Here is a 14,767-nt window from a genome sequence, read left to right as displayed (position 1 = left end):
CTCAACTGTAATGTCATAAAACTGTCATTTCCCACTCCCTGTTAGATCTTATAATCCTGCGGACTTGTTTCTAACCGCTCGATTAACACTATCAGGAGTGATCATGACATCACTTGCGCGAATCCTTGTTACTGCCATATTACTTAGCACACTATTGGTACAGCCCTTAATTGCCAAAACTACCAAAAATCAAAGCCAGACACTTTCTGAGAGCGATATCAGCAGAGCAACCATCCTGTTTGAAATGAAAGGCTCAAACACCATTGGAGAATCACTCGCCCCTGGATTGGTTGAAGAATTCTTGAAAGCAGAAGGCGCCACTAATACAAATATCGTGGTGACCCATGCGGTAGAAAAAACCGTACTTGGCCAGTTCGCTGACGGCTCGATTAAAGGGGTTGATATCAAGGCGCATGGTTCTAGTACTGGCTTTAAGGCTCTGTCAGCTGAAGACACCGATATCGCTATGTCATCTCGCCGCATCAAGGAAAAGGAACGTGGGCAATTGCGCGCTTTATATGGTGATCTCAAATCAGTGGATAGCGAATTGACCATTGCGGTCGATGGTCTGGCGGTGATTGTCCACCCACAGCTTGTCATCAACACCCTGGACACGGAAACATTGGCCCGCATCTTTGCCGGCGAGATTCGCAACTGGCAAGAAGTTGGCGGTATCAATCAAAAAATCAGTTTGTTTGCCCGCGACGATAATTCAGGAACCTTTGATACCTTTAAATCACTGGTCCTCGATCATCATCAAGTCAAACTATCCGAGTACGCCAAACGATATGAATCTTCAAGTGAACTATCTGATATGGTGTACAAAACACCTGGTGCTATCGGTTTTATTGGTCTTTCCTATGTTAATGACACCAAACTACTAGCTTTGTCAGAAACTGGGGTTGCTCTTTCTTTCAAACCTAATCTTTTCACAGTCAGTACGGAAGACTATGTGCTAAGTCGCCGCCTGTATATGTATTACCCGAGTAACAATACCAATCCGTATGCGCGCCGTTTTATGCAGTTTGTGCAACAGGATCAGGCGCAAAGCGTAGTTGAAAATACTGGGTTAATTTCATTAAAAGTAAACGATGCAACGATTCGCTTTAATCGTAATTATCCACCACGCTACCTCAACATGATCACCGACTCCAAACGCCTATCTATCACCTTCCACTTTGATGAGGGCACTGATGAACTGGATAATAAAGCCAAGCTAGATATTCAGCGGCTGGTTAAATATGTTGAGCAAAACCAGCTCGAAGACCTGTTTTTGTTCGGATTTACCTATGAATCAGGTACCGAAGAAACTGATAAAGATGACTCTAAACGACTTGCGCGGATCATTGCTCGTGAGCTTGAAAAGGCAGGTGTAAAACCGTTTTATGTGCAAGGCTTTGGCAGCAAAGGGGCCATTGCTTCTAACAGCACCGAAAACGGCCGTAATAAAAACCGTCGTGTTGAAGTGTGGGTTGGACGCTAACCCTTATTTAATAAGTGTTTAGTCAAGGCGTGGCATAAAGCATCAAAGGCTTTATGGTATTCCATTGGAGTTATCGATTCTGCCAATTGATATTTCGCAATTATCGCATCAGTTTTATTATCACCTAACTGAGTCAGCAAAGTTTGCAACCGAGAACTGTCAACTTTGCTTTTACCCATAAACTCTTCGAACAAAATCAGCGCGTCCAATAAAAACAAAACCGCTTGCTGACTAAATTGAATGTGGCAGCTATTTTGATTACTCATCAGCAAGCTTTTACAAATCAAATTCAGCAGCCCGTTATTGGTTTGATATAAAACATCAGATAAAAGGTTAAATTGGTGTATATCAATCAGGTCAGTAAAAGTGCTGTATAAAGTGCCGCCTAAAATAATTGGTAATGAGGCCCCTTTAGCATTCTGATAGAGATCAAATTCAGGAATAGTTTCGCCACTCTGACGGTAGTGCTCTGAGAGCTTGTGCTTAATATCGAATTGAAGTTGTTGCCCAGTTATTTGATAACTGCGTGACTCAAAGATGTGTTTATAAGGGAAGGGATAAAGCTTTAAAAAGCCTTTGTCGTCATTAACTGATAACAGCATCGCCAACATAAACTTTAAATCATAAGCTCGGCTACTATTCTTAAATGCCAAAGCAATCAGATCTTTTTCCACTATCAGCTGCCCCAAAGGAGAGCTCAAACTCTGGGCTGGATAAGCCCCTAGTGGTGAAAAAATCCGATAAGTAAAGTGCTGTTCTGCTGACTGACTAACTTCACCAACAGATTTATCCTTATCACTGCGCATCCCCCCTCCTATTGGTATCAGGCTGTTCTGACCCATCAATTTTTTTGTCGAACTTTTTAGTCAGGTTGTGATTCCCCAAAACCACAGCCTTCTACAGCTTACCGCTTATTCTTCGTAATTGAAAATATCTGGTACCTGGTCTTTTCCGCTAATAGTCGCTTTCAAGTCGGTGATCAAGCCATTTTTCAAACCATAGCACCAACCGTGTACACTTAAATCCTGACCGCGATCCCAGGCATCTTGCACCGTTGTCGTACGACAAACATTGCTGACCTGCTCAATAACATTCAGTTCGCACATCAAGTTCGAGCGCTCCTGCTCATCTTTTATCGGTTTAAACTTGGTTTCATGCTTTAAGTACACATCCTTAATATTGCTCAACCAGTTATCGATAAAGCCATGTTTTTTATTGGTTAAAGCCGCATTCACACCGCCACAGCCATAATGACCACAGACGATAATGTGCTCAACCTTCAACACCTCAACCGCAAACTGCAGTACTGATAAACAGTTGAAGTCGCTATGCGATACTACATTAGCCACATTGCGATGGACAAACACCTCTCCAGGCAATAATCCCGTGATCTGGTTGGCAGGCACCCGACTATCGGAGCAACCAATCCATAAATACTTCGGCGACTGCTGCTCCGACAGCGTCTTAAAAAAGCCAGGGTTTTCCCTCTCAACCTGCTCAGCCCACTCTTTATTGTTTTTTAATAATTCCTGAATGTCACTCATTGATGATAAACCTTGTTATCTGTCTGAATCAGTTAATGGCTGAATAATACCACGATTAATCTTGCGAGATCTTCCGACCTCTAATTTGCTTTCTCCACACCTTGATTCCGCTGCAGTATAGTTACAAATAGCAAGTTACCATTAGAATCCGTCGAACTTGTGGTATGAGAACCTATAAATTCCCACCAAGCCTGATTTCGCATCTGTCCAGTAACCTCTGACCATATGTCTCTCTCAGAAGGGTGTTCAGTCCCTATGATTTCACACAGGGTACTACGGCAGTCTACGCGATGTATAATGTACTGAGCACTATCTTTATAGCTCATAAGGAAGTGATTGATCTGTTGCTCTTTCATCGTTGCCCAACTGATGTCTTCCTCCTCGCTAGTTAAATCATTGTGTAGCTCATAAGTAGCTTTAGGCGTCGACTCAGGACGGCTTAATAATGAATGGTGTGATTCAGGAATACCCTCAAACTTATTCAAGCCGCTAGAACTCTTATCATTTGCGCTGTTTTGGTTTAATTTTAAATCATCAAGACTAGCATCATCGCCTTTTATAATTGCATTCAATCGCTTGCTTTCTAGCTTTGAAGACAGCAGCTCCTGATTTTTGATTTCCATTTCTTGCTTTAATGACTCAATTTCATTGGTTAAACTTTCTAGCTCCCCTGCTTCATCTTTTTCCTGAGCATTAGATACTTTATTATCTTGAGCATGACTCAAATCATTTCCTGACATTGGAACTTCCTGCTTGATATTGCCAGTCTGTTTTGTAACTAACGCGCCTTCAATAACATATTGATCTAGTGTCCAAAAACCCACAGCTCCAATAATTATTCCAATGACCACTTTAATTATAGTACCCATCCTACTTCCTCTATTTTTATTCAAATCGAACAGCATCAAAATAGTGCCCGATAAAAGACAAGGCCAACTTTATCTTTAATCATAATCATTTGCCACAGTAAATAACCTTCGGTAATTCTATAACCCATCCTATTTCCCGCTTTTGATGCAGGCATAAAAAAGCCCCGCTTTCGCGAGGCCTTTAAAGTATGGTTTTAACGGAGGAATTTTGCTTCAGTTCGAGGCAGGTTAACGTTTTAAGTGCGGGAGTTGGCTACTTACTAGCCAATGACCAAACGTAACAGTTAACCTAACAAAGAAATACCACAAAAGAAAAAGCCCTAGCATTGGCAGGGCTTTTAGATTCAGGTGAGTATTTAACGCCGATGTTTTGCTTTGTAACGCGGCGCAAGTCGTAATGAGAAGCCCTTTTCTATGCAAAATCTGGGTAATAAACCAATGAGCATCGCAATAAGACCTTAAAATGAAAAGCCCCGCTTCCGCGAGGCTTTCAAGGTATGGTTTTAACGGAGGATTTTTGCTTCAGTTCGAGGCAGGTTAACTTTTTAAGTGCAGGAGTTGGCTAATAGCCAATGACCAAACGTAAAAGTTAACCTAACAAAGAAATGCAGCAAAAAGACCCGTTAAATTACATCATGCCAGGCATACCGCCCATACCACCCATACCACCCATATCAGGCGCACTATCTTCTTTCGGAAGATCAGTGATCATGGCTTCGGTTGTGATCATTAGAGCTGCAATCGAAGCGGCATTTTGTAGGGCGCTACGAGTAACTTTGGCTGGGTCCAAAATACCCATTTCAACCACGTCACCAAATTCACCGGTTGCGGCGTTGAAGCCATAGTTATCTTTACCTGCTTTAACTTTGTCTACGACGACTGCTGGTTCACCACCAGAGTTTGATACGATTTGACGTAGTGGTGATTCCATTGCGCGTAGTGCGATTTTGATACCAACGTTTTGTTCTTCGTTGTCGCCACGTAGTTCGCCTAGTCTTGAAAGCACGCGTACTAGGGCTGTACCGCCACCTGCTACAACGCCTTCTTCTACGGCTGCGCGAGTTGCGTGTAGTGCATCATCAACACGGTCTTTCTTTTCTTTCATTTCAACTTCAGTGGCTGCGCCAACTTTAATTACTGCAACACCGCCGGCTAATTTAGCAACACGCTCTTGCAATTTTTCGCGGTCGTAATCAGATGAAGTTTCTTCGATTTGTGCGCGAATTTGTTTTACGCGGCCATCGATTTGCGCTTTATCACCTGCACCATCAATGATGGTTGTGTTTTCTTTGGTGATTTGTACGCTTTTCGCTGTACCCAATTGCTCAAGAGTGGTGTTCTCCAGGCTCATGCCGATGTCTTCTGAAATCACTGTCGCGCCAGTCAGGATCGCAATGTCTTCTAGCATGGCTTTACGACGGTCACCGAAACCAGGTGCTTTAACGGCAGCAACTTTAACGATACCGCGCATGGTATTCACTACTAGCGTTGCTAGTGCTTCGCCTTCAACATCTTCTGCAACAATCAATAATGGACGGCTTGCTTTGGCAACGCCTTCTAATACTGGAAGTAATTCACGGATGTTTGAAATTTTCTTGTCTACTAAAAGGATGTATGGGCTTTCAAGTTCAGCCTGCATGCTTTCTGCGTTAGTCACGAAGTAAGGAGACAGGTAACCGCGGTCAAACTGCATACCTTCAACCACGTCTAATTCGTTGTCTAGGCCTGAACCTTCTTCAACAGTGATAACGCCTTCTTTGCCCACTTTGGCCATCGCTTCAGCAATAATTTTGCCGACGCTTTCGTCAGAGTTTGCTGAGATGGTACCTACTTGTGCGATTGCTTTCTGGTCTTCGCAAGGTACTGAGATGTTTTTCAATTCTGCAACAGCAGCGATAACCGCTTTTTCGATACCGCGCTTAAGATCCATTGGGTTCATGCCGGCGGCAACAGCTTTCAAGCCTTCAGTAACGATTGACTGAGCCAATACAGTTGCGGTTGTAGTACCGTCGCCAGCGATGTCATTAGTTTGCGATGCTACTTCTTTTAGCATCTGAGCGCCCATGTTCTCGAACTTATCTTCTAGCTCGATTTCTTTCGCAACAGAAACACCATCTTTAGTGATTGTTGGAGCGCCGAATGATTTGTCTAGAATCACGTTGCGGCCTTTAGGACCTAGAGTTACGCGTACTGCGTTAGCTAGCGTATTTACGCCTTTAAGCATGCGTTGGCGGGCATCATCACCAAACCTTACTTCTTTTGCCATGATAAATTTCCTCTAAAATTAGTTTATTTTCGGTTAATTTCTGTTAATTAGCCTTCAATTACGGCCATGATGTCGTCTTCGCGCAATACTAGAAGCTCTTCGCCATCGGCTTTCACTTCAGTACCGGCATATTTGCCGAACAATACTTTATCGCCAACCTTTACGTCGACTGCACGTACTTCGCCCGAATCAAGTGGCTTACCGTTACCTACGGCAAGAATTTCACCACGACTTGGCTTTTCCTTGGCGTTATCAGGAATAACGATACCGCCTGCAGAGGTTGTTTCTTCTTCTAAACGGCGCACGATGACGCGATCATGTAATGGACGTAAGTTCATGTTTTTCTCCTGATATAGAAAGTAGTTAACTGACTATAGAAAGTTTGTTTTTAAGAAATAACCTAATAGAAATTAGTTGCGGCTTTATATGGGGGCTTTTTGCTAGCACTCAAGGGGCTTGAGTGCTAATTTTTACATTTTTTTATTCTTTTCTTCGAAAATATTTATAACCTATTGTTTTTCATCATCTTTACGTTCGTATTCACCTTCAATCACACGGCTGCCACTGACTTTGGTTTGCTCTTCGGAATGGCTATCTTGAGTGGAGCTGGATCGGGTTTCAGTGTGTTGATGATATTCGTAGTGGAAGTTTCCCTGCCCATTCATCTTCTGGAATTTGAACCAGCCAGCCTTCACCATGCCTTTGGCGAAAGCACTGCGAGTGACCGGGATCAGCCATAGAAAGCCAATGGTGTCAGTGACAAAGCCTGGAGTGATTAAGAAGGCTCCGGCAATAATCAATAATACGCCTTCAATAATTTCCTGCGCAGGCGCCTGTCCTTGTTGCATCTTGCCTTTAAAGCGTTCGAATACTGATAGGCCCTGGTGTTTCAATAGGCCAACACCAATGATACCGGTCAATAGAATTAAACCAATAGTCGCAGGAGCGCCAATCCAGTTGCCGACTTCAATCAGCACATAGATTTCGAGAGCGGCTAGAACAATAAAAATTAAGAAAAAGAAACGAAAAAACATAGGTCTGTCTTTGTTAAACGATAGCTTTATAATGGGGACATTCGAGTAAATCACAAGTTCGATTGATATGTCACGACTTTCTGAGCAAGAAGACTTTCAGGTCGCCTTATGTACCGCACCCGATCAGGACACTGCGGAACGTTTAGCAGAGTTAATGGTTAATGACCAATTGGCTGCCTGCGTTAACATCGTGCCCAATGTCACTAGCGTTTATCGCTGGCATGATTCGTCTGGAAAAGCTTCTGTTGAAAAAGACTCTGAAGTATTGATGATTATTAAAACCCATGCCGAATTAATGGCCGAACTCGGTGACCTACTGGAGCGAGAACACCCTTACGATGTTTTCGAGCTGATCAGTTGCAATATTGAACAGGCATCAGCGGCTTATCTGGAATGGCTGGAAAACAGTCTTAGATTCTAGTCACAGTTTCATTGCTCTTTTTTTGCGACATAGACCACAGATAAGCTATCACATTGAAATAATTGACTTTATATAACCGACTTGCTGTTGTTATAGACATATGTCCCCTGCCTTTTCTTCTTTTAAATACTACTAACGCGCATTTGTTCGTTGTTCCAGATCAAGCCTGCACTCATATTAGCCAACATTAATATGACATATTTAGGCTTGTTCCATGCGACTTAATATACCTCAGCTTTTCCCGAGCCTGCTACTGCTGGCCGTTAGTTCACTCGGATCATCTATCGCCACAGCTAATGATGCTGGACAAAACAACGATTTGTTAGAGCAACTCAATCTCGAGCAATATCACGGCAAAGTGGTTTATGTAGATTTCTGGGCTTCCTGGTGCGGCCCCTGTCGACAATCCTTTCCAGTCATGAATGAATTACAGAAAACCTATGGTGAAGATAATTTTGTCATCATTGCCATCAATGAGGATTCCGAGCCAGGTGCCGCAAAGCAGTTCTTAGAACAGTATCCAGCCAGTTTCACCATTTTTTACGATCAGGATGGCGAGTTGGCCAAGTACTTTAAAGTTGACGCCATGCCAACCAGCTATCTGCTCGATCAGGCTGGTACAGCCAAATACCGTCATCGAGGATTTCACCAAAAAGATGTCGCCAAGCTGGAGCAACAAATTGAAACCTTACTTTCCGCTCAATCATTCAATGCTGGGCCTTCCAATACCAGCAACTCAGGAGATACAGAATGAAACAAAAATCACTACTGTTAGTCGCCATTCTCGGTTTTAGTTTGCTAAGCGGCTGTTCAACCATGGGCGTCAATGCGTGGGAAAAAGATCTTCTTGCCAAGCCAGAAATGGCGCTTGATGAGCAACCCCTGACTGATGCGCTGGATGACCACATCTATTTCAGTAAGGAAGCCTCCAGCGGTGGTCGCGCTTATGCTGGCGGCGGTTGTGGCTGTAATTAATTTCAAGATAAGAACACTATAGCGAGTACTCACCTATGAAGAAAAATCTATTCCTAAAATCAGCACTGGCTACCGCAACGCTAACCCTCATTACGGGTACTGCACATGCTGAAGAAGAGCAGGATAAAAGCGAACCAGTCAGCAAAGAACAGGCGATTGGCGACTGGAAATTTGATGCCGCCTTTTTGTTTTATTCAGAAAGCGATAGCCGTGTTTCTGCAATAGAACCCGTTTTCAATGCCAATAAACGTCTGGATGAAGATGAATACCTGAACCTAAAGCTGACCGTTGACTCCCTGACTGGTGCCTCCCCAAGTGGCGCAGTAGCCAGCGATCAGCCACTGACCTTTACGCGACCCTCGGGCAACGCCAGTTATACGGTTAACGCTAATGAATATCCGTTAGACGACACTTTTAAAGATACTCGCGCGGCACTTGCAGCAAACTGGACTTTCCCAGTATCCGATATGACCAAAGCCGGTCTAGGCGCCAATATTTCTAAAGAGTACGATTATCTGTCAGCGTCTATCAACGGCAACATCAGTTACGACTTCAACAATCGAAACAGCACCCTGTTTGCCGGACTATCTTATGCTTTCGACTCGATTGATCCGGTTGGTGGAGCACCGATTGCTTTTGGCCGGATGCAGCCTGTTGGCGACCCGCAAAACAAATTGAGCGATACTCAGGATAAAGATACGTTGGATTTATTGCTTGGGCTCACTCAGGTGATTGATCGCGAAAGCCTGTTCCAGTTCAACTACTCTTACAGCATGTCGGATGGCTATCACAATGATCCTTACAAGGTACTGAGCGTGCTGGATGATCAGGGTAACTACTTTGATGATGGGATTCCGGTTGCTAACGTTTTATTTGAAAGCCGTCCAGACAAGCGAACCAAGCACGGCTTATTCGGTCGTTACAAACGCTATATTGATGGTGACATTCTTGACGTATCCTACCGTTATATGACCGATGACTGGGAAATTGATTCGCATACTGTCGATTTCAAGTATCGCTTTGGGCTGGATAATGGCGATTATTGGCAGCCGCATGTCCGCTATTACACACAAACTCAGGCTGATTTCTACCAGCCTTATCTGCGCCAGGATCAAGCTTTGCCACAATTCGCGTCATCCGACTATCGACTGGCTGAATACGATGCGATCACGGTGGGGTTGGAATACGGTTTGAAGACGGCGGCGGGCAATCAATGGCGCTTCTCGCTGGAGATGTATAACCAGACGCCAACCGAGCCGGAAAAATACGGTGCGCTACAGCAGCAAACCTTGTTACCGGACTGGAATGCCGTTATGTTAAGAGTCAATTACTCCTTCTAACGACAGTTTCACTCATGAATGAGGCATTGCACTCGATTGCCTATAAAGACTCGCAAGGTTTCGTCACTGGCCACTTTACGGCCATGGCGGGGCCATGCGAAGTCATTATCGAAACTTCGGATCAGGAGCTGGCCGAAAAAGTGACCAAGGCTATTGCCGACGAAGCCTGGCGCATTGAAAGCACCTTCAGTCGTTACCGTGCGGACAATATCATTTACCGAATCAACAACGCGGACGGAGAGCCCGTTGAGGTCGACGCTGAAACAGCGCGCCTGCTGGATTTTGCCGATCTGTGTTTTGAGGTCAGTGATGGCATGTTTGATATTACCTCCGGTTTGCTCGGCAAGATCTGGAAATTCGACGGCAGTTCCAACATCCCTGACCAGAAGGATATTGATAGGCTGTTGCCGAAAATTGGTTGGGAAAAGGTGTCCTGGTCAAATCCGATGCTGCAAATGCCAGCGGGCATGGCACTCGATTTTGGTGGCATTGGCAAAGAATATGCAGTCGACTCGGCAGCACAGCTGGCTCGTCAAATTACCGAACTGCCGATATTGATCAATTTTGGCGGTGACATAGTCGCGACCGCACCACCTGCCAGTCGTCAGCATTGGCTCATTGGCATTGAGCCACTGGCCTTGGGACAGAATAGCGTACCTCCGCAGGTAGCCTTAAAGCATGGAGGAGTTGCAACCAGTGGTGACAGCAAACGTTTCTTGCAGCATAAAGGAAGAGTGTTAAGTCATGTGCTTAACCCGAAAACTGGCTGGCCAGTTGCCGATGCACCGGCATCAGTAACCGTTCTGGCCAATAACTGCACCCAGGCAGGCATGCTTTCGACCCTGGCTATGCTGCAAGGACCAGGAGCTGAAGAGTTTCTGGCTACGCAGGAAGTTGAGCATTGGATACAGCGCCGATAAGCGCATAAAACATAAATTTAAGAGCATTTAGCAGATTATTTACAGAAAGCTGACATTGGCTTTCATGAATTTACATACAGTTCACCTGGCATTGCGTAAAATAACGTCTTATCTCAGTGATTGAACTGTAGTTAACCATCATCAATAGGTCATTCTTGACATGAAAATCGGCATGAACAATTTAATCCAATCTTTTCTCTTACTATTAGTTAGCTTTTTAGGGCTGGGGTTTGCGCCTTCAACTCAGGCTGCCCAAATTGATCTCAATAGCTTGCTGGGCGAAGAAGAAGAGTTACTGCGCGTTGACGATGCTTTCGTACTGCAGGCAGAAATTCTCGACAACACGGTTCTGGTGAAGTTTGAAATTGCCGAAGGCTACTACATGTACCGTGAGCGGTTTGGTTTCCAAAGCGACGATGCAACTCTTGGCGAACCGTTGATTCCAGAAGGCCTGGAAAAAGATGACCCATATTTAGGCCAGACCGAGGTTTACTATAACTTTATTGAAATTGCCGTGCCTTATTCGAATGCAACCAATCCGATGGCACTCAGTATCGACTTTCAAGGCTGCGCCGAAGATCGCCTTTGTTACCCACCGACCACTCGCGAAGTCGTCCTTGAGGTTCCAGCCTCCACCCTTGCGCTGGCAAATACTGGTACGGTCGCAGCTGATGGCGAGCCCACTGCTGAGAATGGCAAGAAAGCTTTTGTCAGCGAACAGCAAAGCTTAATTGAAGACCTTGAACAAAAGAACGCTTTCTGGAATTTCTTTAAATTTATTCTGATTGGTTTAGGCCTTACCTTTACCCCCTGTGTCTTCCCGATGATTCCTATCATTTCGGGCATTATTGCTGGGCAGGGCAAAAATATTACCACCCGCAAAGCCTTTGGACTTGCATTGAGCTACACGCAGGCGATGGCCATTGTTTATGCCATTCTAGGTGTACTGGTTGCTCTGGCGGGACAGTCCTTATCCGGTTACCTGCAAAATCCCGTCTTTGTCATTGGCGCAGCGATTGTCTTTGTCCTTTTATCGCTATCCATGTTTGGTTTTTACGAATTGCAACTTCCAGCAGGATTACAGGCAAAGCTTGCTGCCAAAAGCAATAGTCAAAAATCAGGCAGCTATATTGGTAGCGCCATCATGGGTGCAATCTCAGCGCTGATCGTTTCACCCTGCGTTACTGTGCCGCTGATCGCCATATTAATTTACATCGCACAATCGGGCGATGTGGTTCTAGGCGCAGCTTCACTCTATGGACTCGGCGTCGGCATGGGGATTCCCTTGATTCTGATTGCCGTCACCGAAGGGCGCTTCCTGCCAAAAGCTGGCAACTGGATGAACGCCATAAAAGCAGTGTTTGGTGTCGCCATGTTGGCCGTTGCTTTGTACCTGGTAAAACACCTACTTCCAAACAGCATTTATATGTATGGCTGGGCATTACTGGCGCTTATTCCAGGTTATTACCTGTTCAAGAACCAGCTTCCTAATCTTGGCTGGAGAAATCTTTTTGCCGGACTCGGTCTAGTCTTAATGATCTACGGAGCACTATTAGTGATTGGTGGGGCACAAGGTAACCGCAACCTGCTACAACCGCTTGGCCAATCCTACTCCATGATGACCACCGAATACTCACAGATGGCAGAAGGCCCGGCACAAGCACAATCAAAAAGCACCCTCACCAATCCCTCAAAACCCCATCTGCAATTTGACCGTATCAAAACTCTTGACCAATTAGAGCAACGAGTCGCCCAGGCCAACGCTCAAGGTCAAACCGTCATGGTCGATTTTTTTGCCGAATGGTGCGCTGCCTGCTACGAATTCGAAGAGCTTGTATTCACTGATCCAGCCGTGCATCAAGCCCTCGCTAACACAGTCCTGCTGCAAGCCGACGTCACCGCCAATGATAAACTGGATGTAGAACTCATGAACGCTTTTAAAATACTCGGCCTGCCCAGCATTATATTCTTCGACCTGCAAGGAAATGAGCTATCGCAATACAGAGCCAATGGCTTTGAAAAAGCAGATGTTTTTGTCAGAAGAATAGAAGCGGCGTTTGGGTTGTAGTTTCTTTTTTATTACTTGTCATACCGTGGTTTAACCACGGTATCCAGTGACTTTCATCTTTCCTTCATTTGTTGTTTCGCTACTCAGCGAATTACTTTCTCTTGAGTGGCCAAGAGAAAGTAATCAAAGAGAAGGCCACCCCGATATTGAGGCCACGCTTCGCGTGACTTCCTGCGCCACTCCCAAAATACTTAACGCACCAGAATTTACATCACATCCCTGTGCTGAAAATTCTTATCAAAATCTTCCACGATTTTGATTGCTATATTTTGTCCGTGTCTTAGCTCAATATAAGGGGATTATTGGAGCAAGCCGACCGGCAACAAATATCCTCACCTTCATCTCTCCTCATGTTCTATAGAATTTTTTTATATATACTTTACCAAACACACTCAACGGAGTTCCCACTTTGATTACCGAAATCATCTCTCTGCTTGCCGTTATTGTTGCTGGTATTTCTGCCTTGTACTCTAAAAGGGCTGTTGACACAGCTAGTCGTTCAAATGTACTGCATAAACTTAAAATACTTTTAGACTTAAAACAGTCCTACCTTAATGAAATGATGCAGCAATCAAAGTCGGCCAACAACTGGGGCACAAACGATAGTTTCTCGCAAGCATGCAGAGAGGCTTATGCAAACGCTCAAATAAAGTACAAAGAAGTAATAGCCGAACTAGACCGCTATCATAAGAAAGTTATTCATAACAAACCTGAGTAGCACACAATATTTATACATCTCAACTTTATTTCTACATAAAAAAAGCCGGCTTGCGCCGGCTTTCTCCTTTGGCTTAACACACACTAAGGGGTTTCTACTAAGCCAAAACTTTTACGGATTTTCTGCTTTGCTTTATGGCGCAATGAGCGGGTAACCATATCCTGTTCGATGAAGACTGTTTTCGGACGCGGCTTGGTCTGTGACCAGATGACGCCGAACAGAACCAGACCTGCTGCCAGGTATTGCATGCCGCTTAAGGTTTCGCCCAACAAGGCCCAACCGAAGAACAAGGTACCTAAAGGCAACAGGTTCATTAAGCTGCCAACCTGGCTCGCTGGCATAGTTTTAAATGCGAAGTTGTAGCAAGTGAAGGCGAAGATGTTGACGCCGAAGGCGAGGAACATGATCGCAAGTACCGCTTCTGCTGAGACATCAAAATTCAGCGGCGCTCCCTGCACGAATATTAATGGCAGGAAGAAGATACTACCCATTACAGTTTGCAGTAAGGTTAAGAATATTGGCGAGTAGCGCTGCGCCAGTTTCCGAGCCAATAAGCAATAGCCAGTGGCGGCTAATATCGCACCAAACTCTAGTGCGTTACCGAGCATTGGGTTCGAAGCATGTTCGCTGGATGTGCCGGCCAATGTTAGCCAAACGACACCAACCACCGCGATAATACAACCAATCAGCAAGCGGCTATTGAGCTTTTCTTTCAATAGGTAGTAAGCGCCCACTGCCACCATAAGCGGCTGTAATGCTGTTACCATTCCAGCTTCTGATGCGGTGGTGTACGTCAACGCGTAGCTTTCAAAGATGAAGTAGAGGCATGGCTCACACAGCGCCAATAGCAGTAATAACCACCAGTCGCCTTTTTGATACTGCTGTTTTTTGGCCATAGGTGGCAAAAAGAAGATCAGTACGGCGGTGGCCAGAATCATGCGCAGGAATACCGTCATAATCGGCCCAAACTCGGCAATAGCTAGTTTCATAGCTACAAACGATGCTGACCATAGAACGACTGCCAGGATTAACCCTGCCATCGCCAGTTGCTTTTGAGGTAATTTTGTCATGATATGCCCTGCCCAAAACAATCAATCTGTTAGAGCCGCGCATTGTATGAATTTCGTTC

The 14,767-nt window shown here is 44.9% G+C and carries 15 protein-coding genes; 8 read left to right on the top strand and 7 right to left on the bottom strand.

What is annotated here, in order from left to right:
* Nucleotides 1-103 precede the first annotated feature (103 nt).
* On the top strand, nucleotides 104-1,483 hold the full coding sequence (locus KKOR_RS01340) for a substrate-binding domain-containing protein (RefSeq protein WP_012800209.1): 1,380 nt from the start codon (nucleotides 104-106) through the stop codon (nucleotides 1,481-1,483).
* On the opposite strand, the gene KKOR_RS01335 is transcribed toward KKOR_RS01340, so the two are convergent.
* The 6 genes from KKOR_RS01335 to KKOR_RS01310 form a co-directional block, all read right to left on the bottom strand.
* Nucleotides 1,480-2,289 (bottom strand): hypothetical protein, encoded by an 810-nt coding sequence (locus KKOR_RS01335; protein WP_012800208.1) that lies wholly within the window; start codon nucleotides 2,287-2,289, stop codon nucleotides 1,480-1,482. The two genes, KKOR_RS01340 and KKOR_RS01335, sit on opposite strands and share 4 nt — an antisense overlap.
* Before the next feature lie 105 nt (nucleotides 2,290-2,394).
* Complete coding sequence (can, locus tag KKOR_RS01330; RefSeq protein WP_012800207.1) at nucleotides 2,395-3,027, bottom strand: carbonate dehydratase; 633 nt, start codon at nucleotides 3,025-3,027, stop codon at nucleotides 2,395-2,397.
* An 80-nt stretch (nucleotides 3,028-3,107) separates the two neighbouring features.
* Nucleotides 3,108-3,896, bottom strand: coding sequence for a hypothetical protein (locus tag KKOR_RS01325; protein WP_012800206.1), 789 nt, complete (start codon nucleotides 3,894-3,896; stop codon nucleotides 3,108-3,110).
* Between the two features lie 628 nt (nucleotides 3,897-4,524).
* Nucleotides 4,525-6,165 (bottom strand): chaperonin GroEL, encoded by a 1,641-nt coding sequence (groL, locus tag KKOR_RS01320; RefSeq protein ID WP_041295982.1) that lies wholly within the window; start codon nucleotides 6,163-6,165, stop codon nucleotides 4,525-4,527.
* A gap of 44 nt (nucleotides 6,166-6,209) precedes the next feature.
* Nucleotides 6,210-6,500, bottom strand: a complete 291-nt coding sequence (gene groES / locus KKOR_RS01315) for a co-chaperone GroES (protein ID WP_012800203.1) — start codon at nucleotides 6,498-6,500, stop codon at nucleotides 6,210-6,212.
* Nucleotides 6,501-6,671: 171 nt separating this feature from the next.
* Nucleotides 6,672-7,196: an FxsA family protein gene (locus KKOR_RS01310; RefSeq protein ID WP_012800202.1), complete on the bottom strand. Its 525-nt coding sequence runs from the start codon at nucleotides 7,194-7,196 to the stop codon at nucleotides 6,672-6,674.
* A gap of 67 nt (nucleotides 7,197-7,263) precedes the next feature.
* Between KKOR_RS01310 and cutA the strand changes: the two genes are divergently transcribed.
* The 7 genes from cutA (at nucleotide 7,264) to KKOR_RS01275 (ending at nucleotide 13,638) form a co-directional block, all read left to right on the top strand.
* Nucleotides 7,264-7,617: a divalent-cation tolerance protein CutA gene (cutA, locus tag KKOR_RS01305; RefSeq protein WP_012800201.1), complete on the top strand. Its 354-nt coding sequence runs from the start codon at nucleotides 7,264-7,266 to the stop codon at nucleotides 7,615-7,617.
* 214 nt (nucleotides 7,618-7,831) lie between these two features.
* On the top strand, nucleotides 7,832-8,371 hold the full coding sequence (locus KKOR_RS01300) for a TlpA disulfide reductase family protein (RefSeq protein WP_012800200.1): 540 nt from the start codon (nucleotides 7,832-7,834) through the stop codon (nucleotides 8,369-8,371).
* Nucleotides 8,368-8,592 (top strand): DUF4266 domain-containing protein, encoded by a 225-nt coding sequence (locus tag KKOR_RS01295; RefSeq protein ID WP_012800199.1) that lies wholly within the window; start codon nucleotides 8,368-8,370, stop codon nucleotides 8,590-8,592. Before KKOR_RS01300 ends, KKOR_RS01295 begins: the two co-directional genes overlap by 4 nt.
* 35 nt (nucleotides 8,593-8,627) lie before the next feature.
* The gene (locus tag KKOR_RS01290) at nucleotides 8,628-9,932 is read left to right on the top strand and encodes a DUF3570 domain-containing protein (protein WP_012800198.1); all 1,305 of its coding nucleotides are present in this window, start codon (nucleotides 8,628-8,630) and stop codon (nucleotides 9,930-9,932) included.
* Between the two features lie 14 nt (nucleotides 9,933-9,946).
* Nucleotides 9,947-10,852 (top strand): FAD:protein FMN transferase, encoded by a 906-nt coding sequence (locus KKOR_RS01285; protein WP_012800197.1) that lies wholly within the window; start codon nucleotides 9,947-9,949, stop codon nucleotides 10,850-10,852.
* A gap of 172 nt (nucleotides 10,853-11,024) precedes the next feature.
* A complete protein-coding gene (gene dsbD / locus KKOR_RS01280; RefSeq protein WP_228638685.1) occupies nucleotides 11,025-12,920 on the top strand; it encodes a protein-disulfide reductase DsbD in 1,896 nt (631 codons plus the stop codon).
* A 409-nt stretch (nucleotides 12,921-13,329) separates the two neighbouring features.
* Nucleotides 13,330-13,638 carry a hypothetical protein gene (locus tag KKOR_RS01275; RefSeq protein ID WP_012800195.1) on the top strand — a complete coding sequence of 103 codons (309 nt, stop codon included), beginning with the start codon at nucleotides 13,330-13,332 and terminating at the stop codon, nucleotides 13,636-13,638.
* 83 nt (nucleotides 13,639-13,721) lie between these two features.
* Here KKOR_RS01275 and KKOR_RS01270 read toward each other — a convergent pair whose 3' ends face one another.
* A complete protein-coding gene (locus tag KKOR_RS01270; RefSeq protein ID WP_012800194.1) occupies nucleotides 13,722-14,708 on the bottom strand; it encodes a DMT family transporter in 987 nt (328 codons plus the stop codon).
* Nucleotides 14,709-14,767 lie beyond the last annotated feature (59 nt).

The sequence above is a fragment of the Kangiella koreensis DSM 16069 genome (genome assembly GCF_000024085.1).
Classification (GTDB): domain Bacteria; phylum Pseudomonadota; class Gammaproteobacteria; order Enterobacterales; family Kangiellaceae; genus Kangiella; species Kangiella koreensis.
The sequence above is the reverse complement of the archived record's forward strand: the minus strand, read 5'-3'. Positions and strand labels throughout refer to the sequence as shown.